21 protein-coding genes are annotated in these 25,004 nt (G+C 65.3%); 14 read left to right on the forward strand and 7 right to left on the reverse strand.

What is annotated here, in order from left to right; genetic code table 11:
- Nucleotides 1-216 precede the first annotated feature (216 nt).
- The 4 genes from yidI (at nt 217) to ACFDR6_RS05300 (ending at nt 4,325) form a co-directional block, all read left to right on the forward strand.
- The gene (gene yidI, locus ACFDR6_RS05285; RefSeq protein WP_375857668.1) at nt 217-684 is read left to right on the forward strand and encodes an inner membrane protein YidI; all 468 of its coding nucleotides are present in this window, start codon (nt 217-219) and stop codon (nt 682-684) included.
- 252 nt (nt 685-936) lie between these two features.
- Nucleotides 937-2,232, forward strand: coding sequence for a UDP-N-acetylglucosamine 1-carboxyvinyltransferase (gene murA / locus ACFDR6_RS05290; protein ID WP_375857669.1), 1,296 nt, complete (start codon nt 937-939; stop codon nt 2,230-2,232).
- Between the two features lie 213 nt (nt 2,233-2,445).
- The gene (locus tag ACFDR6_RS05295) at nt 2,446-3,840 is read left to right on the forward strand and encodes an MATE family efflux transporter (RefSeq protein WP_375857671.1); all 1,395 of its coding nucleotides are present in this window, start codon (nt 2,446-2,448) and stop codon (nt 3,838-3,840) included.
- Nucleotides 3,837-4,325: a DUF2867 domain-containing protein gene (locus ACFDR6_RS05300; RefSeq protein ID WP_212083496.1), complete on the forward strand. Its 489-nt coding sequence runs from the start codon at nt 3,837-3,839 to the stop codon at nt 4,323-4,325. Before ACFDR6_RS05295 ends, ACFDR6_RS05300 begins: the two co-directional genes overlap by 4 nt.
- 1 nt (nt 4,326) lies before the next feature.
- Here the strand turns inward: ACFDR6_RS05300 and ACFDR6_RS05305 are convergent, their stop codons facing one another.
- Nucleotides 4,327-5,442 carry an FUSC family protein gene (locus ACFDR6_RS05305; RefSeq protein ID WP_212083487.1) on the reverse strand — a complete coding sequence of 372 codons (1,116 nt, stop codon included), beginning with the start codon at nt 5,440-5,442 and terminating at the stop codon, nt 4,327-4,329.
- A gap of 117 nt (nt 5,443-5,559) precedes the next feature.
- Between ACFDR6_RS05305 and ACFDR6_RS05310 the strand changes: the two genes are divergently transcribed.
- Nucleotides 5,560-6,927, forward strand: a complete 1,368-nt coding sequence (locus ACFDR6_RS05310; RefSeq protein ID WP_375857673.1) for an MmgE/PrpD family protein — start codon at nt 5,560-5,562, stop codon at nt 6,925-6,927.
- Nucleotides 6,928-7,112: 185 nt separating this feature from the next.
- Here the strand turns inward: ACFDR6_RS05310 and ACFDR6_RS05315 are convergent, their stop codons facing one another.
- The 3 genes from ACFDR6_RS05315 to ACFDR6_RS05325 form a co-directional block, all read right to left on the reverse strand.
- Nucleotides 7,113-8,543 (reverse strand): serine hydrolase domain-containing protein, encoded by a 1,431-nt coding sequence (locus tag ACFDR6_RS05315; RefSeq protein WP_375857675.1) that lies wholly within the window; start codon nt 8,541-8,543, stop codon nt 7,113-7,115.
- 141 nt (nt 8,544-8,684) lie between these two features.
- Nucleotides 8,685-9,746 carry a helix-turn-helix domain-containing protein gene (locus tag ACFDR6_RS05320; protein ID WP_375857677.1) on the reverse strand — a complete coding sequence of 354 codons (1,062 nt, stop codon included), beginning with the start codon at nt 9,744-9,746 and terminating at the stop codon, nt 8,685-8,687.
- Nucleotides 9,743-9,973 (reverse strand): hypothetical protein, encoded by a 231-nt coding sequence (locus ACFDR6_RS05325; RefSeq protein ID WP_317241645.1) that lies wholly within the window; start codon nt 9,971-9,973, stop codon nt 9,743-9,745. The genes ACFDR6_RS05320 and ACFDR6_RS05325 overlap by 4 nt, the downstream gene beginning before the upstream one ends.
- On the opposite strand from ACFDR6_RS05325, the gene ACFDR6_RS05330 reads away from it, so the two are divergent.
- From ACFDR6_RS05330 to ACFDR6_RS05340, 3 genes are all read left to right on the forward strand, one after another.
- Nucleotides 9,972-10,889 (forward strand): pirin family protein, encoded by a 918-nt coding sequence (locus ACFDR6_RS05330; protein ID WP_212083478.1) that lies wholly within the window; start codon nt 9,972-9,974, stop codon nt 10,887-10,889. The genes ACFDR6_RS05325 and ACFDR6_RS05330 overlap by 2 nt on opposite strands.
- Nucleotides 10,890-10,952: 63 nt before the next feature.
- Nucleotides 10,953-11,867, forward strand: coding sequence for a phosphoribosylaminoimidazolesuccinocarboxamide synthase (locus tag ACFDR6_RS05335; protein WP_317241646.1), 915 nt, complete (start codon nt 10,953-10,955; stop codon nt 11,865-11,867).
- Between the two features lie 177 nt (nt 11,868-12,044).
- Nucleotides 12,045-14,261, forward strand: a complete 2,217-nt coding sequence (locus ACFDR6_RS05340) for a SulP family inorganic anion transporter (RefSeq protein ID WP_375857678.1) — start codon at nt 12,045-12,047, stop codon at nt 14,259-14,261.
- A 111-nt stretch (nt 14,262-14,372) separates the two neighbouring features.
- Here ACFDR6_RS05340 and ACFDR6_RS05345 read toward each other — a convergent pair whose 3' ends face one another.
- The gene (locus ACFDR6_RS05345) at nt 14,373-15,866 is read right to left on the reverse strand and encodes an NAD-dependent succinate-semialdehyde dehydrogenase (RefSeq protein WP_375857679.1); all 1,494 of its coding nucleotides are present in this window, start codon (nt 15,864-15,866) and stop codon (nt 14,373-14,375) included.
- A 106-nt stretch (nt 15,867-15,972) separates the two neighbouring features.
- Nucleotides 15,973-16,293 (reverse strand): hypothetical protein, encoded by a 321-nt coding sequence (locus ACFDR6_RS05350; RefSeq protein ID WP_212083469.1) that lies wholly within the window; start codon nt 16,291-16,293, stop codon nt 15,973-15,975.
- A 346-nt stretch (nt 16,294-16,639) separates the two neighbouring features.
- Between ACFDR6_RS05350 and ACFDR6_RS05355 the strand changes: the two genes are divergently transcribed.
- Together ACFDR6_RS05355 and ACFDR6_RS05360 are read left to right on the forward strand one after the other, a co-directional pair.
- Entirely contained in the window at nt 16,640-17,836 is a 1,197-nt protein-coding gene (locus tag ACFDR6_RS05355; protein ID WP_317241649.1) for a serine hydrolase domain-containing protein, read from the forward strand.
- A 115-nt stretch (nt 17,837-17,951) separates the two neighbouring features.
- On the forward strand, nt 17,952-19,646 hold the full coding sequence (locus ACFDR6_RS05360; RefSeq protein ID WP_375857680.1) for an AMP-binding protein: 1,695 nt from the start codon (nt 17,952-17,954) through the stop codon (nt 19,644-19,646).
- 126 nt (nt 19,647-19,772) lie between these two features.
- Here the strand turns inward: ACFDR6_RS05360 and ACFDR6_RS05365 are convergent, their stop codons facing one another.
- On the reverse strand, nt 19,773-20,774 hold the full coding sequence (locus tag ACFDR6_RS05365) for an adenosine kinase (RefSeq protein WP_375857681.1): 1,002 nt from the start codon (nt 20,772-20,774) through the stop codon (nt 19,773-19,775).
- Nucleotides 20,775-20,898: 124 nt separating this feature from the next.
- Between ACFDR6_RS05365 and murJ the strand changes: the two genes are divergently transcribed.
- The 4 genes from murJ to ACFDR6_RS05385 all read left to right on the forward strand — a co-directional run bounded on the left by murJ (nt 20,899) and on the right by ACFDR6_RS05385 (nt 24,884).
- Nucleotides 20,899-22,431, forward strand: coding sequence for a murein biosynthesis integral membrane protein MurJ (murJ, locus tag ACFDR6_RS05370; protein WP_375857682.1), 1,533 nt, complete (start codon nt 20,899-20,901; stop codon nt 22,429-22,431).
- A gap of 81 nt (nt 22,432-22,512) precedes the next feature.
- A complete protein-coding gene (gene trpS / locus ACFDR6_RS05375; RefSeq protein WP_375847870.1) occupies nt 22,513-23,565 on the forward strand; it encodes a tryptophan--tRNA ligase in 1,053 nt (350 codons plus the stop codon).
- Between the two features lie 92 nt (nt 23,566-23,657).
- Entirely contained in the window at nt 23,658-24,152 is a 495-nt protein-coding gene (locus ACFDR6_RS05380; protein WP_212083450.1) for a universal stress protein, read from the forward strand.
- A gap of 162 nt (nt 24,153-24,314) precedes the next feature.
- Entirely contained in the window at nt 24,315-24,884 is a 570-nt protein-coding gene (locus tag ACFDR6_RS05385; protein ID WP_375857683.1) for a NifU family protein, read from the forward strand.
- Nucleotides 24,885-25,004: the final 120 nt, after the last annotated feature.

Below are 25,004 nucleotides of genomic sequence, written 5' to 3' on the forward strand. Positions count from 1 at the left end.
ACACGCTCGCAGAGCGTGGCGGGTGACGGCTTTTTCCACCCGGGGATTGTCCCATTGCGGAGACACCCTCTCCCCCGCCAGCGGCGGAGGGAGCACATCGCGCCGTCCTGGCCACGAGCCCCATCGCACTCCAGGACACCCCTGAACCTCCCCCCTCGCGCTCGCGACGAAGAGGCATGAACCCGTCGGCCATTCCGGCCGGGAAGCCCTCACGCCATGATCGCCTCCGCAACGACCCGTTCCACCGTGCCATCCCGCCGCCTCGGCATCATCGGCAGCATCGTCGGCGTGCTGGCGCTGATGGCGGCGGTGTTGCCGCATTGGGTCGTGCCGATCGTGTTTCCGCCGCCGCCGGCGGACAAGGTGATCGTCGACACCGGACAACGCCTCAAGGACCGCGTCATCGCCAAGGTGAAGGGCGTGGAGTATCAGGCTCCGAAGGTCGAGAAATCCACGGGGCGAAGCTGGAGCGAAACCGCGTCGGTCACCGCGATCTCGCTCGGCCTGCTTGCCATCCTGCTCTCGGTCCTTTCGCTGATCTTCAGGGAAGACCGGCTCCTCGCCGCCGTCGCCGCCGCGCTCGGCACCGGCGCCATCGCGATCGAAATCTCCTTCGTCATGATCGGTGCGCTGATCCTGATCGCGATCCTCTATGTGGTGGGGAACATCATCGGGTTGCTCTGAAGGCCCCTTGATACAAGCTCCTGCCCTCATTCTGAGGAGCCCGCAAGGCGGGCGTCTCGAAGGATGGCCGCAGGCGATATAGGGGCCTGCATGGTTCGAGACGCGCGTTCCGCGCTCCTCACCATGAGGGACTAGCAGCCTGACCGCAGCTCACGCACCGGCCACGAACCACCGCGAGCGCAATTGCTCCCGCGCTCGATTCTCTGTAGTTTCCGCTCCGAAACAGCCCACCAACAGGACAGCGAGAACCAAGTGGCGCCCATCCAATATATCGTCGAGGGCGGTCACCGGCTCTCGGGCTCGATCGAGCCGTCCGGCAACAAGAATTCGGCGCTGCCGATCATCGCCGCCGCGCTGCTCACCGAGCATCCGGTGACGCTGGAGAACGTGCCGCGGATCCGCGACACCGAAACGCTGGTCGAGCTGATCCGCTCGGTCGGCGCGTCGGCGGAATGGACCGCCCGCAATACGCTGCACATCCACGCCAAGAGCATCCGCGCCGCCGACCTCGACCCGGAGCTATGCGTGCGCATCCGCGCCTCGATCCTGCTCGCAGGCCCGCTGCTCGCGCGCTGCGGCGAAGTGATGCTGCCGCCGCCCGGCGGCGACGTCATCGGCCGCCGCAGGCTGGACACGCATGTGCTGGCGCTGGAGCAATTGGGCGCAAAAGTCACCGCAACCGACCGGCTCGAATTCCGCGCGCCCAAACTCGCCGGTGCCGACGTGTTCCTGGACGAGCCGAGCGTCACCGCGACCGAGAATGCGCTGGTCGCGGCGGTCGCCGCGGACGGCGTCACCCATTTGCGCAACGCGGCCTCCGAGCCGCACGTGCAGGATCTCGCCAACTTCCTGGTCGCGCTCGGTGCGAAGATCGAGGGCATCGGCACCAACACCATGATCGTGCATGGGCCGGCGACGCTGGGGGAAGCGACCTATCGGATCCAGCCCGACCACATCGAGGTCGGCTCGCTGATCGGGCTCGCCGCCGTGACGCGCTCGCCGCTGCGCATCACGCGCGCCGGTGTCGAGCACCTGCGCTCGATCCGCATGGGGTTCGAGCGGCTCGGCATCGTCTGCCGCGTCGAGGGCGACGACCTCATCGTGCCGTCGAACCAGACGCTGAAGATCCAGGACGATTTCGGCGGCCACGTGCCGAAGCTGGAAGACCAGCCCTGGCCGGCCTTTCCCGCCGATTTGATGTCGATCGCGATCGTCACCGCCACGCAATGCGAGGGCGTGATCCTGATGTTCGAAAAAATGTTCGAATCGCGGATGTTCTTCGTCGACAAGCTGATCGCGATGGGTGCGCGCATCGTGCTGTGCGACCCGCACCGTGCGATCATCGCGGGGCCCAGCCGCCTGCACGGCGCGACCATGACCTCGCCCGATATCCGCGCCGGCATGGCCATGCTGCTGGCCGCCGTGTGCGCCCAGGGCACCTCCACCATCAACAACGCCGACCAGATCGAGCGCGGCTACGAACGGATCGAGGAACGGCTCAACGCACTGGGTGCTAGGATCAAGCGCGTGCCCGAGCGGAAGGGCTGAGGTCCTGTCGAGGCAGAGGTGGCGAAGCGCACAGTATCGTAGGGTGGGCAAAGCGCAGCGTGCCCACGCATCTCTTGCAATATGAGGTAGATGGTGGGTACGGCGCTTGCGCGCCTTTGCCCACCCTACGGTACCGAGCTAGCGGATAGATCCCCTCACCGTCTTGCGCTTGGGGCCATGTTTTCGTCGCTCGGCCGTGCTATTGAGCCCGCCATGCTCGACACCGTCCAACATCATTCGCAGCCGCAAGCCGGCGTGCCGCAAAACCATCTCGCGCAGGAGTTCGTCGAGACGCTGCGGCTGGCCGTGCCGCTGATGCTGACGCAGCTCGGGCAGATCGCGATGATTACGACCGATCTTGCCATGATCGGGCACCTCGGCGAGAGCGCGGTGGCCGCGGCGGCGCTGGCGCATACGGTCTATTTCGTCAACTTCACCTTCGGACTGGGATTGATGTCGGCGGTGTCGCCGCTCGCCGCGCAGGCCTTTGGAGCTGGCGACGTCAAGCTGATCCGCCGCTCCTTGCGGGTCGGGCTGTGGGTCGCCTTGCTGATGTCACTGCCGATGATGGCCTCGCCGCTCTATGGCGAGACAATCCTGCTCGCGCTGGGTCAGGTGCCTCAATCGGCCGCGCTCGCCCAGCGCTACCTGAATGGCCTCGCCTGGGGCATCGCGCCGGCGCTGGGTTTCATCGCGCTTCGCAGCATGATGAGCGCGGTGAACCGGCCGCAGGCGCCCCTGTGGATCACGGTCGCGGCGATCCCGATCAATGCCGTCCTCGTCTACGTCCTGATCCACGGTCTGTTCGGTCTCCCGGAGCTCGGCCTGTTCGGCGCGGGGCTTGCGACCACGCTGGTCAATCTCGGCACCTTCCTCGCCGCAATCGCCATTGCCGCCTGGCGCAAGCCGTTTTCGGACTATCATCCGCTCGCCCGTCTCTGGCGGATCGATTGGCCCTTGATGCGCCAGCTGATCGCGATCGGCGCACCGATCTCGTTCTCGCTGCTGATGGAATACGGCCTCTTCTCATCGGCAGCGCTGCTGATGGGACTGATCTCGACCACGGCGCTCGCGGCGCATCAGATCGCGCTGCAGGTCACGGCGGTGCTGTTCATGGTTCCGCTCGGCATCGGCATGGCCGCGACCGTGCGCGTCGGCCACGCCTTCGGCCGGGGCGAACCGGCGGCGGTGAGGCGCGCCGGGCTGGTCGCGACCGTGCTCGGAATCGCGCTGGTCTCCGCACTGACGATCGCGATCATTCTCGGCCGCTACCAGCTCGGCCGGCTGTTCTTCGGCAGCAGTGAGGCCGCCGCGGCAACCGTCGAGCTGACCGCGACATTGCTGGTGGTCGGCGCGACCTTCTTCATCGCCGACGGGCTCCAGACCATCGTTGGCGGCGCGCTGCGCGGCATCAACGACACCAAGATGACACTCGTGTTCGCGGCGATCGGCTATTGGTGCATCGCCTTTCCCATCGCCTGGGTGTTGGCTTTCCACACCGGACTGGGCGCGATCGGCGTCTGGGTCGGATTCTCGATCGGGACATTTGTCTATGCCGGTCTTCTGATCTTGCGCTTCCGGATGCTGACGCGCAGATTGGCGGGATGATCGGAATTGCCCGCGAAGTCACACCTGAGGTCGACACCAATGCGCTGCTATCAGGCGCGCAGTTCGCCGACGCGTTTCGCGTCGAGATCGGCGCAGCGCACGTGAATGCCCGCGAGGCCTGCACCCGGATGGTGCTGCACGGACCGCGCTGGATCGATGCGCTGCTGCGCCTGCGCCATATTCTGGTGTCGCCGTTCGGCCTGAAGACATCCGGTGAAGGTGCGCCGGCACCGGGCGGATTGATCGGCCTGTTTCCGGTGCTGAGCGAAACGCCCGAGCGGCTGGTCGCCGGCTTCGACGATTCTCACCTCGATTTTCGCATTGTCGTCGACGTGACGGGCGATGCGGCGAGCCGCCGGGTGACCTCGACCACGCTGGTGCGGACGCATAATCTCCTCGGTCGGACCTACCTCACCCTCATCATGCCCTTCCACAAGCTCGTGGTCCGCAGCATGATGGGACGGATCGTCGAGCCCGCGCGCTAGCTCATTCGGCGACCCGCGCCGGCTTGTCCGCCGCTGCCTCCGACCATTCGCCGACGACGCGGTCGAGATCGCAGAGATTCTGGTGCATCTGCTCCAGCGAGAAACCGAGCGCGAAGAAGCGTTCGGCGGTGTCGCTGGGCTGGCCGCGGATCAGGCCATCGTGACGGACGGCGGCGACGGCCTCGGCATAGTGCTGGAGCGCGACATGGACGGGATGGATCGGCGGCGCGCCGGCGCCTTCGCGCAAGGCGCTGGCGGCCGAACGCAGGAAGCGCGCGATCACCATCGAAACCTCGGTCAGCGGACCTGCGAGCCGCGTCTGCACGTTGGCCGGCAGCGGCACCACGGTGGCGCGGCCGATCATCACGACGTCATGGCGCAGCCTCAGGATGGTTCGCAGCAAGGGGCCAGTATCCGGACCGCTCGACAGGCGCGCGGCGCGCTCGCGCTCGGCTTCGGAGCCGATCGCATTGAGGTTGACCATGGCGCTGCCGATGCCGTCCTGGATCCGGTGCAGCGCATCGTTGTCGCGGCCGCGGGTGAGGCCCGCGAGCAGCTCGGTGAAGGCATCGGCGATCAGCTCGAGCAGTTTCGCCGCGCTGGCGCGGATCTGCCGCACCGCGCGTGACGGCAGCACCAGGAAGGAGACGACGAGGCCGGTGATGGCGCCGACCGCGACCTCGCTGACGCGGTCGATTGCCGACGTCAGGGGATCGGAGTGATGCATGGTCGGAACCAGCAGCACGATCACGGCGGTCACGGTGGCCGCACTCAGGCTCGGATTGATCGCAGCGATGAAAGCGAGCGGGGCGACCGACAGCACCAGCAATCCCAGTAGCCCGGCTTCGCTGGAATAAGGGATCAGGATCGCGATGGCACCGCCATAGATCGCGCCGCCGATGGTGCCGAGCATGTAGTCACGCGTCGCCTTCAGCGAGCGGCCGACGCTCATCTGGGTCACGATCAGCGAGGTCAGGACCGCCCAGAGCGGCAACAGCAGATGCAGCGCGGTGGCGAGCGCATAGGCCGCGACCGCCGCAACCGTGACCCGGATCGCCAATCCGAGTTGCGTCCGCCGCGACCTGATCCGGTCGAACATCTGCCTTGCGCGCGTCATGCGGAATATCCCGATCCTCTTGAGCCGGGCAAAAGCATGGCTGATGCCCACGGCCGCAAGGCCGCTTGAAAGGCCAAATCAGCCCGCCTAACTTGCGCGCCAAAACGAGGAAACACGATGGCTCACGAAACCGCAACGCTCGCCGCCTATGTCTTTAACCTGAAGTACCAGGATATTCCGGCAGAGGTCTTGGATCGCGCAAAAGTGCTGACGCTGGACTTCCTCGGCAGCGCGATCCGGGCAAGGCGCGAGGCGGAATCGACCCCCTCGATGCTGAAAATGCTGGAAGCGCTGGCACTCGACACCAAGGGTGAATCCACCGTGTTCGGCGATGCCAAGACCTGGACGCCGGCGGTCGCCGCGCTGCTCAACGGCGCGCTCGGCCATTCGCTCGATTTCGACGATACCCACGCCGATTCCTCGCTGCATCCGAGTGCACCGGTAGTTCCAGCCGCCTTCGCCGTCGGTGAGATGGTCGGCGCCTCCGGGCGCGATGTCTTGACCGCGATCGTGGCGGGTTACGAGGTCTGCTGCCGGCTCGGCAATGCGCTCGATCCCACCTCGCATTATGCGCGCGGCTTCCACCCGACCGCGACCGCCGGCACCTATGGCGCGGCAGCAGCCGCCGGAAAGCTGTTCGGCCTTTCCGAGCAGCAGCTCATCGCCGGCTTTGGCGTCTCCGGCAGCCAGGCGGCAGGCTCGCTGCAATTCCTGGTCAACGGCGCCTGGAACAAGCGTTATCAGGTCGGCGCCGCCGCGATGAACGGGGTGATCGCCGCGACGCTCGCCCGTAACGATTTCGTCGGCTCTGCGGAATCGGTCGAGGGCAAGCACGGCCTGCTCGCCGGCTATACCGACGACGCGCATCCGGACAAGGCCGTCGCCGAACTCGGCAAGACCTACGAGACCATGAAGATCGGCGTAAAGCCCTATCCGAGCTGCCGCTACACGCACGCCGCCATCGACGCGCTGATCGCGATGCGGCGCGAGCACAATCTGACACCCGACCAGGTCAAGCGCGTCGAGATCGGGCTGCACCGCAACGGCATCACCCTGACCGGCGATGCCGCCACCAAGCGGCATCCGACCTCGATCGTCGGCGGCCAGTTCTCGATGTTCTTCACCGGCGCTCTCGCGCTCGACCAGGGCTCGTTCGGCTGGGACGATTACAGCCGCCTTGGTGACAGCGCGATCGACGCGCTCGCCGACAAGTTCGACGTGGTGCAGGACGACCGGCTCGAGATCGGCCGCACCCATCCGTTCGGCGCGCGCGTCAGCATCATCACGGAGGACGGCGTGCATGAGCGGCTCTATGCCGATCCCTCGGGTGAGCCCAATTCGTTCCCGGATGCTCAGGCGATGCAACAGAAATTCCTGACCTTGGCACGGCCGGTGCTGAACGCGCGCGCGGAGAAATTCGCGGATGCGATCATGACACTGGAGCGGTTCGATCGCGTGGCGCAGGCGACGGAATTGGGAAGGTAATCAAGTCTCTCCGCGCAGACGGGTGCACCCTCCCCCTTGTGGGTGGATGCTCGAAGCGCAGCCGGGTGAGGGTTCTCTCCGCGAGTCAAACTCTCAGCGAATGCCCGGATAGATACCCCTCATCCGGCGCTTCGCGCCACCTTCTCCCAAAAGGGGGAGAAGAAAAAAACGGCGGCACTTCGCTCTCAATTGGCCCCCGCCAGTTTTCCCTTCCCGCGCGTTGCGGCCACCACGTCGCGCACGAGATCGAACACGCCGTCGGCCTGCGGCGGTCCGTTCGGCGAGCGCCCCATCCGGACGATCACCAGCTTCTCCGACGGAATCACGATGGTGTATTGCCCGATCGTGCCCTTGGCGAAGAAGGCATCGCGCGGCCAGCCGTGCTCCACGCGAAATGACGCGCCAAAGCTGCCGTCCTGGTTGGTCCAGAAACCGGCGCCGATGCCGACCCACGCGTTCGGTGTCGGCGAGGCCGTGTAGTTCACCCATCCCTCGGGCAGGATGCGCTTGCCGCCGGCGACGCCGTCGTCGAGATAGAGCTGGCCGAAGCGCGCCCAGTCGCGCGCCGATGCCAGCATTTCGCTCGAGCCCTCGATCGTGCCCGAACCATCGAGCTGAAGCGTGACATGGCGCATGCCGAGCGGGGCGAACAATTCGCGGCGCGCGAAGCGGAGCGCATCCGCGGGATTTCCGCCGGCAGCATCGCGGATCAGACGCGAGAGGATGAGGGTGTTGCCGTCGTGATAATTCCACGCCGTGCCGGGCGCGGTCTTGAGCGGGGTGCTCGCGGCATAGGCGGCCATGTCAGCCTCCACGAACTTCATCCGGTTGACCGGCTCGAAGACCGAGCCAAGCGAGGCCTCCAATGAGCTGCCGAGCGCAAGGCCCGCAGTGTGCCGCAACAATTGATCGACGGTGATGGCATGACGTGGATCATCCGGATTTGCCCAAGCCGCGACCGGCGCGGGCCCGTCGAGCTTGAGTCTGCCCTGGCGCACCAGCACGCCTGTCAGCGCCGAAATCACCGATTTCGTCATGGAGAAGCCGAGCAACTGTGTCTCCGGTCCGATGCCGTCGGCGTAGCGCTCGGCGATGACGCGGCCGGCCTTCATCACGACGATGGCGCGGGTGCGGCGGTGAGGCGGCTGTGCGGATTCGGTGAAGGCCTTTTCAAGCGCGACAGCCAGCTCCCGGGTTTGCGCCGACACGATCGCAGGACCGGCGATTTCGGGCAGCAATGCCGCCAGCCTGTCATCGGCGGGCGACACCGCCGCATCGGCAAGTGCCGCGCCATGGTCGAGCGTGCAGCCGAGACCTTCGCGATAGACGGCATGGCTGCGGCCAATGCCGAACAGCGTCACCGTGACGTCCTTGCGGACGCGGTCGACCCGGTAGTCCATCGCCCAGGTAATCAGACCGGTCCCGGGCATGGCATCGGTGGTCTCGACAAAGTTGCGCCGGGGGTCGAGGCCGGAGACGAACGTTTCCGAGCACAGGATGCCGGCGACGAAGCCGGTGGCGACCCTGGGCACGTCGCGGGCCCGGGCGGCGCCGAGCGCAAGGCCGGCGCAGACGATGGTGGTGGCGAGGAGGACGATCTTGCGGTGGCGGGTCACGGGCTTTCTCCGGCTGGGAACACGGCGGGAGGAAGCGGCACGCGGACGGTGGATGCTCGCCGGATGTGGAAATCGGCCTGCCTGAAACCGCAGCGCGCTGGTCGATTCCAAAATATTGCTGCGGTTACAGAGGTTTAAAACCTAGGCTGCGTTCACCTTGAGGCGCCGGTACTCGGTCGGCGTCACGCCGGTCACGGCCTTGAAGGCGCGGTTGAACGGCCCCAGCGACTGGAAGCCCGCATCCATCGCGATGGTGATGACGGGGACCTCCGCCTGGGCGGGATCGGCCAGCGCGGCCTTGGCCTCCTCGATCCGGTGGTTGTTCAGGAACACATTGAAGTTGCGGTAGCCGAGCCGCTGGTTGATCAGCCGGCGCAGGCGATATTCCGGGATTTTCAGCCGGCCAGCGAGCACCCCGATGGTGATGTTCTCGTGGCGATAGATCCGCTCGTCCGCCATCAAGCGCATCAGGGCGTCGATAAGCTTTTGGTCGGCGGCATCCTCGGTCGCAGGTTGACTGGAAACAATCGGTGGTGCGGGCTCCGCTGTGGCCGGAAACAGGTCCGCTCCGTCCACGCGCATCATGGCATAGACGATCGCCGCAACGGTACAGGTGAGCGCGCCCGCATTGACGGTTTCGGCGACATCGCCGACGTGGTAGCCGGCGGCGGCGATCTGGAGCACAGCGTTCAGCCCGCCATAGAGCGCGATGGCGCAGACGATGAAGACGCGAGCGCTGCGGCGGCGCTCGACCAGGTCGGCCGGCCAGGAGGCGATCATCTTCCCGACCGCAAGCGCGATGAAACCGAGCACGATCAGATTGACCACCGTCACCGAGAATCGCACATGGCCGCTGGGCGCAATCCAGACGCAGCCTGCGAAGCTGAATGCCGTCACCAGCGCCCAGATGCATCCGTGCCACCAGCGGAAGCGAAACTCGTCATCGAACAGGGATCGTGTGAACAGCCAGAACACCACGATGGTGCCGGTCGACAACGCGACCAGCGGTGCGTGCAGGATCGGGATCGGTGACGTGACATCCACCGAATAGCTCGCCGCATGCGCGGCCGAACCGAGGGCAAAGGCGATGGCGAGACGGGCCGCCAGCACGTTGCGGAAATCGGAGACCAGCGACGCAGCCAGCATCAGCAGCAACGCCACGCTGGCGGCGCGGAAGGCGAGCTCTGTTGCCGCAAGGGTCATCGGGTGATGCGATCGGTCGCGGTTGACATCAACCGAACATCCTTCGTCAGACGGCGCTTTTCAAGATGGATCCATATCAGAGAAACCATCACCCGCCCCTGTTTCCGGATTTGGTCTCGCCGATATCGCGCGATGACGGCAAATAGACCGTCGCGGCGTTGCGGCGGCGTCGCGACGGGGCCGTCAAATCCCGTTAAGATCGCCGCAATAGAGAAGGAATTCACCATGAGCTGGCAGCCCTCGAACGATCCCGTGCTCGGCGATCCCATGTCCTGCGATGCGCTCGATCTCGTCATCGTGCCGCGCACGCGCGATCTCGGCGACGGATTCGCCGTGCGGCGCGCGCTGCCGCATGGCAAGCGGCAGATGGTCGGGCCGTTCATCTTCTTCGACCATTTCGGACCGGTGCAGTTCGTCTCCGGCAAGGGCATGGACGTGCGGCCGCATCCGCATATCGGGCTCGCCACCGTGACCTATCTGTTCGACGGCGCGATCATGCATCGCGACAGCGAAGGCAATGTCCAGGAGATCGCGCCGGGCGCGATGAATTTGATGACCGCCGGACGCGGCATCGCCCATTCCGAGCGCACACCGGAGGCGCAGCGCGCCTCGGGCCAGAAGATGCTCGGCCTGCAGAGCTGGATCGCGCTGCCGGCCGGATCGGAGGAGATCGCACCATCCTTCCAGCATTACGGCGCGGGCGATTTGCCGATGATCTCCGAGCGCGATTTCACCGCGCGGGTGATCGCGGGCTCGACATTCGGCATCACCTCGCCTGTCACTATGGTGTCGCCCTGGTTCTACACCGAGGTCACGGCGGTGGCGGGTGCGAGCGTGCCGCTCGACCCCGACCATGAGGAGCGCGCGATCTACATCGTCGACGGCGAGGTCGAGATCGCGAACGAGCGCTACGAAGCGCCGCGCCTCTTGATCTTCCGGCCCGGCGATCGCATCACCGTGAAGGCGCTCAAGGCGACGCGGATGATGTTTCTCGGCGGCGATGCGCTGGAAGGGCCCCGCCACGTGTGGTGGAATTTCGTCTCTTCCAGCAAGGAGCGGATCGAGCAGGCCAAGCAGGACTGGAAAACCGGCCGCTTCGCCGCAGTTCCGCAGGAACATGAGTTCATTCCGCTGCCGGAATAGGCTAATCCGGCTTCCGGCGGCGTCATCCGACGCGGCCGGATGTCCCGCGCGAAGGCTTTGCCGATGACCACCATGCTCTCCAGCGACCTGCCCCTGACCAAGATCGGACGCGGCAAGGTGCGCGATATCTACGACGTCGATGGCGACCGCCTGCTGCTCGTCACCACCGACCGCATCAGCGCTTTCGACGTCGTGATGGGCGAGACAATTCCGATGAAGGGCGCGGTGCTGACTCAGATGAGCGCCTGGTGGTTCAACGAGCTCGAAGGCGTGGTGCCGCATCACATGATCAGCGCCGATACCGACGCGATCATCGCGGCCGTGCCGGCCTTGAAGCCGCACCGCGCCGAGATTCTCGGCCGCGCCATGCTGTGCAAGCGTACCACGGTCTTCCCGATCGAATGCGTGATCCGCGGCTATCTCTCGGGCTCGGCCTGGAAGGAGTACGCCGCGAGCGGCACGCTGGCCGGCGAGACGTTGAAGGCCGGTCTCGTCGAGAGCGAGAAGCTCGAGCCCGCCATCTTCAGCCCGGCGACCAAGGCCGAGAGCGGCCATGACGAGAACATCACCATCGCCAAGATGCGCACCGTCGTCGGCGACGAGGTCGCCTACACGCTGGAGAGCATGACGCGCGCAATCTATACACTCGGCGAGGAGCTGGCCCGCGAGCAGGGCATCATCATCGCCGACACCAAGTTCGAGTTCGGCCGCGACAAGGACGGCCGCATCATCCTGATCGACGAGGTGATGACCCCGGATTCCTCGCGCTTCTGGGCGGTGGACGCGTACAAGCCCGGCCAGCCGCAGGCGAGCTTCGACAAGCAGCCCCTGCGCGACTATCTCGACGCCGAGCGCCGCGCCGGCCGCTGGAACGGCGACGCCCCGCCGCCCCCGCTGCCGGCGAGCGTAGTGGACGCGACCAGCAAGCGATACCTCGAAGCGTACAGGCGCGTGACGGGGAAAGAGCTGAAGATTTAGGCTCGGCTATCGGGTCTCACGTCCTCATTGCGTCCTGGCTTGATACGTCACCAAGGTCCTCCCGGCGCAAGCCGGGACCTGCGGCGAAATTGTCAGCTATCTCATAGTTTCAAGAATCCTGTTGCGTTAAGCCGGTAGTCGTCTACGACGGTATTTTCATGGGGCGAGCGCAACGGCGTGAACGATCCAGCAATTGTTTTCAGCCCGGCTCCCAGATTCAATCCGGCCTTCAAGCGTGCGTTGAATGACATATTGGGCGGAAGCGCCGCCAGCGTCCTGACCATCACGTTCGGACTGTCCTACTCGCTGCTGATTTTCACCGGCCCCCTGTCGCCGTATCTGTCTTACGGAATTGCGGCGACCTTCATCGGTTCCGCCGTGCTCGCAGCCGTCATCGCGCTCGGCAGTTCCCTGCCCTTCGCGGTTGCCGCTCCCGACAGCTCGATCGCCGCGGTGACGGGAATTTTGATCGCCTCGCTGGTCGAACGCATGGCGGCGGCCGATCCGTCGGCGCCGCTGCTCTCGCCCGTCCTGATCACGCTGTGCCTGTCGACCGTGCTGACCGGCGTTGTCTTGTGCGGATTGGGCCTGACGCGCATGGGTCGCGCCATTCGCTACGTGCCCTATCCTGTGGTCGGCGGTTTCCTCGGCGCCACCGGGCTCCTGATCGTCATGGGCGCGATCCGTGTCATCACCGATCATCCCGTGGATTTCGCCTCGCTGCCGCGCTTGGCAGACGGGGTCGCGCTATGGGGCCTGGGCGCGGCCTGCTGCATGGCCCTGGTGCTGTATCTGACTTGGCACCGCTCGCGTAGCCCGTTCGGACTGCCTATCATCCTGGTGGGAGGCGTGCTCGCGGCGCATCTGGCGTTTTGGATCTCTGGCGTCCCGCTCACTGAAGTCCGCGCACTCGGCTGGACCTTCCAGCCACCGCCGGCGGCTTCCTTCGTGGTGCCCTGGCATGCCGACGGCTTCAGGCAATATCCCTGGTTCGCGGTCCCGGACCTGCTCGGCAATCTCGTCGCCGTCGTCTTCGTCACGGCGTCCAGCACGCTGTTCAACACCACGGGGATCGAGGTGGCCGTGCATCGGGAGGCCGATCTGGAACGCGAGCTGAACGTCACCGGTGCGGCCAACATGCTGACCGGCGTGCTCGGCGGCTATCCCGGATGCATCTCGGTCAGCCGCTCGCTCCTCAACTTCTCGAGCGGCGGCCGCGGCCGGCTGTCCGGCCTCACCGTCGCGGTGATGTCGGTGCTGATGCTCGCGATCGCGCCCGAACTACTCGGTTACATCCCGAAATTCGTGCTCGGCGGATTGCTGCTCTATCTCGGCGCTGACCAGCTGCACAAATGGATCATCGAATCGCGCAGGCGCCTTTCGAATCTCGAATATCTCTCGCTGCTTGCCATCATCGTCATCATTATGACCTGGGGCTTCGTACCGGGCATCCTGATCGGCGTAATCATCGGCTGCGCGACTTTCGCGTTCAGCGCGGCGCGGGTGGAGTCCATCAAGTACAGTTTCGACGGCTCGGAATACCGCTCCTCGCTCGACCGCTCGCGCGACGACCAGCAAGTGCTGCTGGCCCATGGCGGCAATATCCAGGGACTCAATCTGCAGAGCTACCTGTTCTTCGGCTCCGCAAACCGCCTCTTTCAGCACGTCAAGCGCCTGCTCCAGGAGCGGCCGCAGTGCCGTTACCTGCTGTTCGACTTCAAGCTCGTCACGGGCGTTGATTCGTCAGCGGCCTACAGCTTTGCACAGATCAAGCGCAGCGCGGCCGAACTCGGCGTCGAGTTGATCCTCGTGCACCTGCCGCCGGCAGCCGAGAAGGTTCTGCGCTCCAGCGGCTTCATGGGCGAGGGCGTCACCATCGTTCCGGAGCTCGATCACGCGCTGGAATGGTGCGAGAACGAGATCATCGCGCAACATCAGGGACGGGCCCAGGAAGAGGCCAGCCTGCGCGAGTGGTTCACGCGCATTCTCGGCAGCGAGGACGACGCCGACGCGCTGATCCACCGCTGCCAGCGCATCGAGGTCGAGGCCGGCGAAGTCATCGTGCAGGCCGGCGACCCCGCCGATTCCATGCATTTCATCCTGGACGGCCGCGTCGGCATCATGGTGCCCGCCGACGAAGACCGCACCACCCGCGTGCGCAGCCTCGGCCGCTATACCACGATCGGCGAGATGGGCCTGGTGTCGAACACGCCGCGCAGCGCAACGATCCAGGCCGAGGTCGACAGCGTGCTCTACGTCCTCAACACCCACCAGTTCGACGCGATTAGGAGCGAAGACCCCGCACTCAGCCACAAGCTGCTGACGTATTTCGTGTCGGTGATGGCGGAGCGGTTGACGTTCGCGAATAGAACGATCGCGGTGCTGAGGCGGTAGCACGGCTCGCACCGTCATTGCGAGGAGCCCGCGACGAAGCAAACCAGACTGCTTCCATGGAAGACTCCGGATTGCTTCGCTCCGCTCGCAATGACGTGGAGAGACGAACCCCTAAACCCCCGCCATCATCACGTATTTGATCTCGACATATTCTTCCATGCCGTGACGCGAGCCTTCGCGTCCGAGCCCGCTCTCCTTGACGCCGCCGAAGGGGGCGACCTCGGTGGTGATCAGGCCGGTGTTGACGCCGACCATGCCTGATTCCAGCGCCTCGGCGACGCGCCAGACGCGGCCGAGATCACGGGAATAGAAGTAGGAGGCAAGACCGAACGGCGAGGCGTTGCACATCGCAATGACGTCGGCCTCGTCCTTGAAGCGGATGACCGGCGCGAGCGGGCCGAAGGTTTCCTCCTGCGACACCAGCGAGTCCGACTTGACGTCGGCCAGCACGGTGGGCTCGAAGAACGAGCGTCCAAGCTCGCTGCGCTTGCCACCAGTGACGATTTTAGCGCCGCGCTTGACGGCGTCCGCAATGTGGCGCTCGACCTTGTCGACCGCCTTCATGTTGATCAGGGGCCCTTGCGTGACGCCGCTCTCGGTGCCGTCGCCGATCTTCATCGCCGCGACTTTCTTCGACAGCTTCTGCACGAATTCGTCGTAGATCTTGTCCTGGGCGTAGAGGCGGTTGGCGCAGACGCAGGTCTGGCCCATGTTGCGGTATTTCGAGACGATGGCGCCTTCGACCGCGGCGTCGATGTCGGCGTCGTCGAACACCACGAAGGGCGCATTGCCGCCAAGCTCGAGGCCGAGCCGCTTCACGCCGACGGAGGCCTGCTGGTAGAGGATCTTGCCGACAGCGGTCGAGCCGGTGAAGCCGACGAAGCGCACCGCCGGATGCTCGCACAGCACCTTGCCGATCGGCGGCGCGTCGCCCGTAACGATGTTGAGCACGCCCTTGGGGATGCCGGCCTTCTCGGCGAGCACCGCCAGCGCCAGCGCCGACAGCGGCGTTTCATTGGCGGGCTTGAGCACCACGGTGCAACCGGCGGCGAGCGCCGGCGACACCTTTCGGGTGATCATGGAGTTCGGGAAATTCCACGGCGTGATTGCGCCGCAGACGCCGATCGGCTGCTTGATCGCGAGCAGCCGCGCGTCAGGCCGCTGCGTCGGAATGGTCTCGCCATAGACGCGCCGGGCCTCTTCGGCGAAGAACTCGATATAGGCGGCGCCGATGTCGACCTCGCCGAGCGCCTCGGTGAGCGGCTTGCCCTGCTCGGAGGTGAGGATCAGTGCGAGGTCCTCGCGGTTGGCCGTGATCAGCTCGAACCATTTGCGCAGGATGTTGGAGCGCTGCTTGGCGGTGTGCTTGGCCCAGGCCGGGAAAGCGCGCTCGGCGGCTTCGACCGCCTTGGTCGTATCATCGGCACCAAGCTGCGGAACTTTTGCGAGCTCGACACCGGTCGCGGGATTGTTGACCGCGAAGACCGGGGTGCCGACCCAGGCGCCGTCGATGTAGCAGGCCTCCTTCAGGAGCGAAGGGTCCTTCAACCGGTCGCGCAGGGTGGCGGTGGCTTGCGGGGCGCGTGCGGCGGCGGTCGGTGTCATGGCGTTACTCCCAGGGGCGATCGGATCGGCCGGAATATAGGGGCAAGCGGTGCCCAATGCACCGCCCCGCAACGCACATCTGCCTGTAGCTTGGAAGAGGGCGGCCTTACGCCGCGCCGCTCATATAGGTTTCGCGGCGGCCAATCATGCGCTCGGCCGCGGCCTTGGCGTCGGCCTTCGACGACGTTGCGCACGTCCGGTATTCGAGATCGGGAACGTCGGACGGGTTACGGCGGCCGAACCAGTTTTTCGAGCCGATCGGCAGCAGCGCCAGGGATTGCGCCAGATTGTCGACCGCACCGAAGGAATAGAGCGCGCCGGTGCCGGCGATGCGCACCTCGTAGATGCCGGGCGAAATCGGCGCCTCCAAATTCTCGCCCCGTCCGGGACGGGGATAGCGCTTCCATTCGCTCCAGGTCGAAATCATCTGAGGTCCCCCTCGCGGCCGCTCAGCAGCCGCCAATTTGCATCAAGTCTTACTGTCGCCGGCCGATTGGCCGCGTGCTGAAACGCCGCAACGCACAAAATGTTTCAAGTGATTCAAACACCCGAAACATACCGGCGGCGCCATCCAAGGTCACGGCGGGCCACAGTCATCCACCGCAGATTGTGACGGAGTGTTGCAGTTCAGCCGTCCTGTCGTCCTGCGCCGGGTGCGGCCCGTCAAGTCACGACATCGCGACCGCCGCAGGCATCTGGACACGCTTGCCGCGCGGGGCGCGGGGGAGGACAATCGATCACTTCCAACAATAATCAAACCGGAGGAAACACGCATGCAGAGCAAAGCCGAGATCGACGAGATTCTGCGCCAGAAGAGCGATGCCAGGGAAATCCCCGGCGTCGTGGCGATCGCTGCCAGCGGTAACGACGTGCTGTACCAGGGCGCGTTCGGCAAGCGCGACCTGTCGAAGCCCGATGCGATGACGGCGGACAGCGTGTTCTGGATCGCATCGATGACGAAGGCCGTGACGTCGGCGGGCGCGATGCAGCTGGTCGAGCAGGGCAAGCTGTCGCTGGACGCGCCGATCGGCGATGTATTGCCCGATCTCGCCAAGCCGCAGGTGCTCGAAGGATTCGATGCCAAGGGCGAAGCGAAGCTGCGGCCGGCCAAGGGGCCGATCACGCTGCGCCAACTCATGACCCACACCGCCGGCTTCTGCTACAACATGTGGAACGGTGATCTTGCGCTCTATCTGGACAAGAACGGCATTCCCGCCATCACCACCTGCCAGAATGCGGCGCTGAAGACGCCTATCATGACCGACCCCGGCACGCGCTGGGAGTACGGCACCAACATCGATTTCGTCGGCAAGGCCGTGGAGGCCGCCAGCGGCAAACGGCTCGATGTTTACCTGCGCGACAATCTGTTCAGCCCGCTCGGCATGAGCGATACGGCTTTCAAGATCACCGAGGACATGCGCAAGCGCCTCGTCGGCATGCACGCGCGCGGCGAGGACGGCCAGCTCGCATCGATCCCGTTCGAGCTCGAGCAGGAGCCGGAATTCCACATGGGCGGCGGCGGCCTCTACTCGACGGCGGCCGACTACATCAAGTTCACCCGGATGATCCTCAACAAGGGCCGCGGCAACGGCAACCAGGTGCTGAAGGCCGAGACGGTCGCCACGATGGGACAGAACCACATCGGCGATCTCGCCATGGGCAAGATGACCACGGCGGCACCGATGTACACCAACGACGTCGATCTCTATCCGGAGCAGGTGAAGAAGTGGGGCCTCAGCTTCATGATCAACACCGCCAAGACCGCGGAAGGACGCAGCGCAGGCAGCCTCGCCTGGGCAGGCCTCGCCAACACCTATTACTGGATCGACCCGGCCCGCGACGTCACCGGCGTGATCCTGATGCAGCTGCTGCCGTTCGCCGACGCGAAATGCCTGGAAGCGTTCGCGGGCTTCGAGCGCGGGGTCTATGCCGGGCTCGATGCTGCCGGGAGCGGGCAGAAGGCAGCCTAGCCCCTTAGCATGAGGCGCGACTTGTCGCGCGCTCACGACACAATGGATACTCTCGTGCCCGGTGAGGCACCCGGTCCGGGCACGGGAGACAAGGCTTAGGCTGGAGGACATCAACTTGACGGACAAGGGCGACAGCTACGTTTGCGGCATCTCGGACGCGCCGCTGCTCGGCGACACGATCGGCCGCAGCCTCGATCAGGCCGCGCAGCGCTGGGGAAACCGCGAAGCGCTGGTCTCGCCCAGCCATGGCGTCAGATGGACCTGGCGGGAATTCGCCGAGCGGGTCGATGCGCTCGCCGCCGGTTTTCTCGCACTCGGTCTCGAGCGGGGGGCACGGATCGGAATCTGGTCACTGAACCGGCCGGAATGGACGCTGACCCAGTTCGCCGCCGCCAAGGCCGGTCTCATCCTGGTGACGATCAATCCCGCGTATCGCTTGAGCGAGCTGGAGTTTGCGCTGAAGAAGGTCGGCTGCGCGGCGATCGTCACCGCCACGGCGTTCAAGTCCAGCAATTACATGGAGATGCTCAACACGCTGTTGCCGGAGCTGTCAGGCGCCGAGCCAGGGCAGTTGCAATCGGCACGGCTGCCGGCCCTGCGGATCGTGATCCAGATCGGCGGCCCCGCCGCTGCCGGCACGATTCCCTTCGACGAGGTCGCGCGCATTGGCGGCGACCAGCATCGCCAGCAGCTCGTTGCGCTCGGCCGAGAGCTGCAGTTCGACGACCCCGTCAACATCCAGTTCACCAGCGGCACGACGGGATCGCCCAAGGGGGTGACGCTGACCCATCACAACATCCTCAACAACGGCTATTTCACGGGACGGGCGATGCGCCTCACCGAGCAGGATCGCATCTGCATTCCGGTGCCGCTCTATCATTGCTTCGGCATGGTGATGGGGAATCTTGCCTCAGTCACCCTCGGCACGACCATGGTTTATCCCGGCGAGGGATTCGATCCGCTCACGACGCTGCGTACGATCGAACAGGAGAAATGCACGGCGCTCTACGGCGTGCCGACCATGTTCATCGCCGAGCTCGATCACCCCGAATTCGCGACTTTCAATCTCAAGTCACTGCGCACCGGCATCATGGCCGGCGCGCCTTGCCCGATCGAGGTGATGAAGCGGGTCAACACCGAGATGAACATGCGCGAAGTCACGATCGCCTACGGCATGACCGAGACCAGCCCGGTCAGCTTCCAGAGCGCGACGGACGATCCGCTCGAGCGGCGTGTCTCCACGGTCGGACGGATCCATCCGCATGTCGAGGTCAAGGTCATCGACCTCGAGGGCAGGATCGTCAAGCGCGGCGAACGGGGCGAGCTGTGCACCCGCGGCTACAGCATTATGCTTGGCTATTGGGACGAGAAGGAAAAGACGGCCGACGTGCTCGACGCCAACGGCTGGATGCACACGGGCGACCTCGCCGTCATCGACGACGAGGGCTATTGCAATATCGTCGGCCGCATCAAGGACATGGTGATCCGCGGCGGCGAAAATCTCTATCCGCGCGAGATCGAAGAGTTTCTCTACCGTCACCCCAAGATCCAGGACGTGCAGATCTTCGGCGTTGCCGATACCCGCTATGGCGAAGAGCTCTGTGCCTGGGTCCGCGTCAGATCGGGCGAGACGCTGACCGCAGAGGAGGTTCGCGCCTTCTGCGAGGGCCAGATCGCCCACAATAAGATCCCGCGCTACGTGGAATTCGTCGACGAATTCCCGATGACGGTGACGGGAAAGATCCAGAAGTTCCTGATGCGTGACGCCGTTGAGCAGCGGCTCGGACTGAAGGCGGCGAAGACGGCGTGACGGCCGAGAACCTGCATCCACACCGTCATTGCGAGCGTAGCGAAGCAATCCAGTCCGTCCCCGCGGAGGGGTTCTGGATTGCTTCGTCGCAAGAGCTCCTCGCAATGACGGGAGAGAGCGGGGGACCTACGCCGTCAGCCCGCGCTGCTGGGCAAGCTCCTTCAGCGACACTTGCGGCCGCGCGCCGATGTGCTGGATCACTTCGGCGGCCGCGAGCGCGCCGAGCTCGCCGCACTGCTTGTACGCAAGATTGCGCGCCAGGCCGAACAGGAAGCCTGCGGCGAAGAGGTCGCCGGCGCCGGTGGTGTCGACCACCTTGTTGACCGGGAAGGCCGGCGCCGCGACGGCATCTTCAGACGAAACCACCATGCAGCCCTTCTCGCTGCGGGTGACCACGCCGAGATTGGCGTCATTGCGCAGCTGCTTCAGCGCGGTATCGAAATCCGACGTCATGTAGAGCGAGTGCAGCTCGGACTCGTTGGCGAACACGATGTCGACGGTACCGTTGCGCATCAGGGAAAGGAACTCGTCGCGATAGCGGTCGACGCAGAACGAATCCGACAATGTCAGCGCCACCTTGCGCCTGGCATCATGGGCAATCTTGGCCGCCTTGACGAAGGCGTCCTTGGCGTTCTTCGGATCCCAGAGATAGCCTTCGAGATAGACGATGCCGGCGCCGGCGATTTCCGCCGGATCGATATCGGCTGGCGACAGATCCTGCGCCGCGCCGAGATAGGTATTCATGGTGCGCTCGCCGTCATCCGTGACCAGGATGTAGGAGCAACCGGTGGCGGGACCGTCCGTCGCGGCGGGCGTGTTGAAGGCAACGCCGGCAGCGCGGATATCGTGGACATAGAGCTTGCCGATCTGGTCATCCTTGACCTTGCCGACATAGGCGGCCCGTGCCCCCAGGCTGCCGATGCCGACGATGGTGTTGGCGGCGGAGCCGCCCGAGACTTCCGTGGCCGGACCCATGTCCTTGTAAATGGCCGCCGCACGCCCCTCGTCGATCAGGGACATGCTGCCCTTGGCCATGCCGTGCCTGGCCAGAAAGGCCTCGTCGGTCCTGACCAGCACGTCGAACAGCGCGTTGCCGATGCCGAGAACGTCATATTTCACGTCAGCCATTCACCTTGATCCCGTTTGGCGGATTGCGATCCCAGCGGAAATCCGCTTCCTGTCGGCCTGAAATCCGGCTCGCGGCCTATCACGACCGGGCCTGCACGGGCAAGCAACGGTATTATTAAAGAGCATGATCCGCTCCTTTCTCACCGTCTCGACGGGAACGCTGGCCTCGCGGCTGCTGGGCTTTGCCCGCGATTCCCTGATCGCGGCGCTGCTCGGCACCGGCGCCGTGGCGGACGCGTTTCTGGCGGCCTTCCAGCTCGTCAATGTGGTGCGCCGCCTGCTCAGCGAGGGGGCGCTCAATGCGGCGCTGATCCCGGCCTGGCTGCGGGTGCGCGACCGCGATGGCGAGATGGCCGCTTCGGCATTCGCGGGACGCGTGCTCGGCGCGGTCAGCGCGGCCCTGGTCGCGATCTCGATCGGCATCGCGCTTCTGATGCCGCTGATCATCACGGTGATCGCGCCGGGATTTGTCGGCAGTGCGACGCTCGATCTTGCCATCGCTAACGCGCGGCTGATGCTGCCGTATCTCGCCTTCGCCGGCCCGGTCACCGTCCTGATGGGCCTGCTGAATGCGCAAGGACGCTTTGCGCTCACGGCGTTCTCGCCGCTGCTGTTCAACATCGCCTTGATCGCCGCAATCGCGATGCTCCTGGTCTGGCGCGCCGATGCCGCTTTTGCGGCGTGGATGCTGGCGGCGACCGTCGGCATCGCCGGCCTGCTGCAACTGCTGATGTTGCTGTCGCAGCAAAGTGCGCGACTGGCCACCCCGCTGCGCGTGAGTTTCGACAAGGAGATGCGCGGCTTCTTCGCCAAGGCCATTCCCGGCATGATCGCAAGCTCCGGCCCGCAATGGCTGATGGTGGCCGGCGCGATCATCGCCTCGGCGACGCCGTCCGCTGTGTCCTGGCTCTATTTCGCCAACCGGCTGATCGAGCTGCCGCTCGGCATCGTCGGCGTCGCCATGGGCACCGTGCTGGTGCCGGAGCTGACGCGCGCCATCGCCAGCTCCGACCGGGAGGCGGTGGCGCATGCGGAATCCCGTGCGCTGGAGCTTGCGACCGGGCTGGCGCTGCCCGCCACGCTCGGCCTGATCGTGCTGGCCGAGCCGATCGTGCGGCTGCTGTTCGAGCATGGCGCCTTCGGCGCGAATGACAGCACGGCAACCGCGCATGCGCTGACGTGGCTGGCACTTGGCCTGCCCGCCCACGTGCTGATCAAGGCGCTGTCGCCGGCGTTCTATGCCCGCGGCGACACGATGACGCCGCTGCTCGCCACAGCCAAAGGCTTCGTGGTGACGGTCGCCCTCGCGGTTCTGCTCGGTCATGTCTTCGGCGCGAGCGGAATCGCGGCCAGCATCGCGCTTGGTGCCTGGAGCAGCGCGCTCTCGCTGCTCCGTAAGGGCACGGCCGAGTTCGGCTTCTCGGTCGATGCCACCGCCCGCAAACGGCTGCCGCGGATCGTGCTCGCCGCAGCCGCCATGGGCGCCCTGCTCTGGCTCACCGTGGACCTCGTGCCGGCCGAGACCCATGGCTTCATCAAGTTCATCGTGCTGGGCGTGCAGATCGCGGCCGGGATAGCCGTCTACGGCCTGCTCCTGCAAACCCTCGGCGCAGCCTCCTGGCGCGAGGCGGTTAACGCGTTGAAACGGCCGGCCTAAGCCGCGAGCCCGGCGAAATACCCTTGACGGGGCAGCGCCGCTGTTGGAAACGACGGCCGAATACCTATGGGAAAGCTGACCATGCCATTCGTTGAACGGGTTTTTTCGGGCGTCCAGCCGACGGGCAATCTGCATCTCGGCAATTACCTCGGCGCGATCGTCAACTTCGTGAAGATGCAGGAAACCCACAACTGCATCTATTGCGTCGTCGACATGCACGCGATCACCCAAGGCATCGACGTCTGGGGCGGCCCGGCCGAGCTCACGCGCAACACCCGCGAGGTCACCGCGGCGTTCATCGCTGCCGGCATCGATCCCAACAAGCACATTGTGTTCAACCAGAGCCAGGTCTCGGGCCATGCCGAGCTCGCCTGGATCTTCAACTGCGTCGCGCGCATGGGCTGGCTCGGCCGCATGACCCAGTTCAAGGAGAAGGCCGGCAAGGACCGCGAGAACGCCTCGGTCGGGCTGTTCGACTATCCGGTGCTGATGGCGGCCGACATCCTCTTGTACCGGGCCACGCACGTGCCGGTCGGCGAGGACCAGAAGCAGCATCTCGAGCTCTCGCGCGACATCGCGCAGAAGTTCAACAACGACTTTGGCGATTCCATTCGCGCCCAGGGAAACAATGACGGCCTGTTCTTCCCGCTGCCGGAACCCCTGATCACGGGGCCGGCGACGCGGGTGATGAGCTTGCGCGACGGCACCAAGAAGATGTCGAAATCCGATGCGTCGGACAATTCGCGCATCAATTTGACTGACGACGCCGACACCATCGCGCAGAAGATCCGCAAGGCGAAGACCGATCCGGAACCGCTGCCGTCAGAGGAGAAGGGGCTGGAAGCCCGTCCCGAGGCCGACAATCTCGTCGGCATCTTCGCAGCGCTCTCCGGCCGGGCCAAGGCGGATGTGCTGCGCGAATTCGGCGGTGGCCAGTTCTCCAGCTTCAAGAACGCGCTGGCGGAGCTATGCGTGACAAAACTCGCGCCGATCGCGGGCGAAATGAAGCGCCTCGTCGCCGACCCCGGCCATATCGACGCGATCCTGAACGACGGGTCCGACCGGGCCCGCGCCATCGCCGACGAGACGATGAAGCTCTCCAAGGATATCGTCGGCTTCATCTACCGGCGCTAAAGATGGTCGGCGCTGACGCGCCGGCCGCATCTCCCCTCCCCAACGCTGCGGGAGTGTGGCAGCATGCTGTGCCTGCAGATTCCGGGAGATGCATGACCAGCAAGCGACTTTGCTACGAGCCGGGTCACAAGCCCAAATGCCTCGTCATCGTCGATGACACCGCCGAATGGGATCGCGCGGTCTACTATGCCAGCCGCTGGGCGATCCGCGTCGGCGGCGGCGTGGTGATGCTGCGTATCATCGAGCCCAATCAGCAGAGCCAGGAATGGCTGGGGGTCGCCGACATCATGCGCGCGGAGGCGCAGGAAGCGGCGGAGGCCGCGCTCGACCGCGCCGCCGGCCGCGCCAACGGCATCGCCGCGATCACCCCGGAGCGGGTGATCCGCGAAGGCACGCCGATGGAACAACTGCTCGCCGTGATCGACGAGGACCCCGACATCGCCATGCTGGTGCTCGCCGCCAATCCCGGCGCGGAAGGGCCGGGCCCCCTGGTCGCCCTGCTCGCGCACGAGGTGGGCACGTTCCCGATCCCGATGACGATCATTTCCGGCGCGCTGAGCGACGAAAGCGTGGATTCGCTGTCGTAGGACGCCTCTCACCCTCCCTCTCCAGGGAAGGTAAGAACGCACTTAACCCGCTGATATAACAACAGAACGTCGTTCTGACCCCTTGATCGTGCGTTCGCCGTCGCCATCTGCTAGGGATTAGGGCACGCGCCGGCCTTGAACCGGCGACGTCTGGAGAGAGCCATGTTCATTCAAACCGAAGCCACCCCCAATCCCGCCACGCTGAAGTTCATCCCCGGCCGCGTCGTGGTCGATGGCGGCCCGATGGAATTTTCGAGCCGCGAAGCCGCCACGCGCTCCCCGCTCGCCGAAAAGCTGTTCGAGGTGCCCGGCGTCACCGGCGTGTTCTACGGATCGGACTTCATCACCGTGACCAAGGCGGACGGTGAATGGCAGCAGCTCAAGCCCGCGATCCTCGGTGCCATCATGGAGCACTACATGTCCGGCGCACCGCTGCTCGCCGACGGCGCGACTCAAGATGATGCTGATCTCGACGACGAGGACGAGTTCTTCGACGAGTCCGATGCCGAAACGGTCGACATGATCAAGGACCTGATTGAGACGCGCGTGCGGCCGGCGGTCGCCAATGACGGCGGCGACATCACCTTCCGCGGCTTCAAGGACGGCATCGTCTATCTCAACATGAAGGGCTCCTGCGCCGGCTGCCCGTCATCGACCGCGACGCTGCAACACGGCATCCAGAACCTGCTCAAGCACTTCGTGCCCGACGTGGTCGAAGTCCGGCCGATGTGAATTGCAGAGTCTGCGCACTGATTTCACTCCGTCATGCCCGGGCTTGTCCCGGGCATCCACGTTCTTGGGGCCGCAAAGTCGTGGATGGCCGGGTCAAGCCCGGCCATGACGGCGAGAACC

It is taken from the genome of Bradyrhizobium tunisiense (assembly GCF_042263385.1).
Lineage (GTDB): Bacteria > Pseudomonadota > Alphaproteobacteria > Rhizobiales > Xanthobacteraceae > Bradyrhizobium > Bradyrhizobium tunisiense.

What these genes read in the sequence shown, in the direction of transcription:
- yidI (WP_375857668.1), top strand. Translation starts at nt 217, where the DNA reads ATGATCGCCTCCGCAACGACCCGTTCCACCGTGCCATCCCGCCGCCTC.
- ACFDR6_RS05295 (WP_375857671.1), top strand. Translation starts at nt 2,446, where the DNA reads ATGCTCGACACCGTCCAACATCATTCGCAGCCGCAAGCCGGCGTGCCG.
- ACFDR6_RS05300 (WP_212083496.1), top strand. Translation starts at nt 3,837, where the DNA reads ATGATCGGAATTGCCCGCGAAGTCACACCTGAGGTCGACACCAATGCG.
- ACFDR6_RS05305 (WP_212083487.1), bottom strand. Translation starts at nt 5,442, where the DNA reads ATGACGCGCGCAAGGCAGATGTTCGACCGGATCAGGTCGCGGCGGACG.
- ACFDR6_RS05310 (WP_375857673.1), top strand. Translation starts at nt 5,560, where the DNA reads ATGGCTCACGAAACCGCAACGCTCGCCGCCTATGTCTTTAACCTGAAG.
- ACFDR6_RS05320 (WP_375857677.1), bottom strand. Translation starts at nt 9,746, where the DNA reads ATGACCCTTGCGGCAACAGAGCTCGCCTTCCGCGCCGCCAGCGTGGCG.
- ACFDR6_RS05330 (WP_212083478.1), top strand. Translation starts at nt 9,972, where the DNA reads ATGAGCTGGCAGCCCTCGAACGATCCCGTGCTCGGCGATCCCATGTCC.
- ACFDR6_RS05325 (WP_317241645.1), bottom strand. Translation starts at nt 9,973, where the DNA reads ATGGTGAATTCCTTCTCTATTGCGGCGATCTTAACGGGATTTGACGGC.
- ACFDR6_RS05335 (WP_317241646.1), top strand. Translation starts at nt 10,953, where the DNA reads ATGACCACCATGCTCTCCAGCGACCTGCCCCTGACCAAGATCGGACGC.
- ACFDR6_RS05345 (WP_375857679.1), bottom strand. Translation starts at nt 15,866, where the DNA reads ATGACACCGACCGCCGCCGCACGCGCCCCGCAAGCCACCGCCACCCTG.
- ACFDR6_RS05350 (WP_212083469.1), bottom strand. Translation starts at nt 16,293, where the DNA reads ATGATTTCGACCTGGAGCGAATGGAAGCGCTATCCCCGTCCCGGACGG.
- ACFDR6_RS05355 (WP_317241649.1), top strand. Translation starts at nt 16,640, where the DNA reads ATGCAGAGCAAAGCCGAGATCGACGAGATTCTGCGCCAGAAGAGCGAT.
- ACFDR6_RS05365 (WP_375857681.1), bottom strand. Translation starts at nt 20,774, where the DNA reads ATGGCTGACGTGAAATATGACGTTCTCGGCATCGGCAACGCGCTGTTC.
- murJ (WP_375857682.1), top strand. Translation starts at nt 20,899, where the DNA reads ATGATCCGCTCCTTTCTCACCGTCTCGACGGGAACGCTGGCCTCGCGG.
- trpS (WP_375847870.1), top strand. Translation starts at nt 22,513, where the DNA reads ATGCCATTCGTTGAACGGGTTTTTTCGGGCGTCCAGCCGACGGGCAAT.
- ACFDR6_RS05380 (WP_212083450.1), top strand. Translation starts at nt 23,658, where the DNA reads ATGACCAGCAAGCGACTTTGCTACGAGCCGGGTCACAAGCCCAAATGC.
- ACFDR6_RS05385 (WP_375857683.1), top strand. Translation starts at nt 24,315, where the DNA reads ATGTTCATTCAAACCGAAGCCACCCCCAATCCCGCCACGCTGAAGTTC.